This is a genomic window from Erwinia sp. PME.40.26/001 (assembly GCF_055556675.1).
Genome location: NZ_JBVHNP010000019.1, coordinates 1 through 1,776, shown reverse-complemented (window position 1 = coordinate 1,776; position 1,776 = coordinate 1). Strand labels below are relative to the sequence as shown.

Genomic DNA, 1,776 nt, shown 5'->3' with positions numbered 1-1,776 from the left:
AAGTATTGTTGGGTAGGGGAGCGTTCTGTAAGCCGTCGAAGGTGGACTGTGAGGTCTGCTGGAGGTATCAGAAGTGCGAATGCTGACATAAGTAACGATAAAGCGGGTGAAAAGCCCGCTCGCCGGAAGACCAAGGGTTCCTGTCCAACGTTAATCGGGGCAGGGTGAGTCGACCCCTAAGGCGAGGCCGAAAGGCGTAGTCGATGGGAAACAGGTTAATATTCCTGTACTCGGTGTTACTGCGAAGGGGGGACGGAGAAGGCTATGTTAGCCGGGCGACGGTTGTCCCGGTTTAAGCGTGTAGGCTTGAGTTCCAGGCAAATCCGGAACTCTTTAAGGCTGAGGCGTGATGACGAGGCACTACGGTGCTGAAGTAACAAATGCCCTGCTTCCAGGAAAAGCCTCTAAGCATCAGGTAACATTGAATCGTACCCCAAACCGACACAGGTGGTCAGGTAGAGAATACCAAGGCGCTTGAGAGAACTCGGGTGAAGGAACTAGGCAAAATGGTGCCGTAACTTCGGGAGAAGGCACGCTGTCGGTAGGTGAAAGGACTTGCTCCTGGAGCCGAAGGCAGTCGAAGATACCAGCTGGCTGCAACTGTTTATTAAAAACACAGCACTGTGCAAACACGAAAGTGGACGTATACGGTGTGACGCCTGCCCGGTGCCGGAAGGTTAATTGATGGGGTTATCCGCAAGGAGAAGCTCTTGATCGAAGCCCCGGTAAACGGCGGCCGTAACTATAACGGTCCTAAGGTAGCGAAATTCCTTGTCGGGTAAGTTCCGACCTGCACGAATGGCGTAATGATGGCCAGGCTGTCTCCACCCGAGACTCAGTGAAATTGAACTCGCTGTGAAGATGCAGTGTACCCGCGGCAAGACGGAAAGACCCCGTGAACCTTTACTACAGCTTGACACTGAACATTGAGCCTTGATGTGTAGGATAGGTGGGAGGCTTTGAAGCGTGGACGCCAGTCTGCGTGGAGCCAACCTTGAAATACCACCCTTTAACGTTTGATGTTCTAACCTGGCGCCGTAATCCGGCGTGGGGACAGTGTCTGGTGGGTAGTTTGACTGGGGCGGTCTCCTCCTAAAGAGTAACGGAGGAGCACGAAGGTTAGCTAATCACGGTCGGACATCGTGAGGTTAGTGCAATGGCATAAGCTAGCTTGACTGCGAGAGTGACGGCTCGAGCAGGTGCGAAAGCAGGTCATAGTGATCCGGTGGTTCTGAATGGAAGGGCCATCGCTCAACGGATAAAAGGTACTCCGGGGATAACAGGCTGATACCGCCCAAGAGTTCATATCGACGGCGGTGTTTGGCACCTCGATGTCGGCTCATCACATCCTGGGGCTGAAGTAGGTCCCAAGGGTACGGCTGTTCGCCGTTTAAAGTGGTACGCGAGCTGGGTTTAGAACGTCGTGAGACAGTTCGGTCCCTATCTGCCGTGGGCGCTGGAGAATTGAGAGGGGTTGCTCCTAGTACGAGAGGACCGGAGTGAACGCACCGCTGGTGTTCGGGTTGTCATGCCAATGGCATTGCCCGGTAGCTAAGTGCGGAAAAGATAAGCGCTGAAAGCATCTAAGCGCGAAACTTGCCTCGAGATGAATTCTCCCTGGGTCCTTGAGACCCCTGAAGGGACGTTGAAGACTACGACGTTGATAGGCCGGGTGTGTAAGCGCAGCGATGCGTTGAGCTAACCGGTACTAATGACCCGTGAGGCTTAACCTTACAACGCCAGAAGCGTTCTGGCGTGGCGTTTGAGAGACGCAAA

The 1,776-nt window shown here is 53.9% G+C and carries 1 rRNA gene (only partly in view); it reads left to right on the top strand.

The annotated features are described in order from the left end of the window. Window positions 1–1,733 (top strand): 23S ribosomal RNA (locus tag ACZ3HG_RS22885); it begins 1,272 nt to the left of the window's first position. Window positions 1,734–1,776 lie beyond the last annotated feature (43 nt).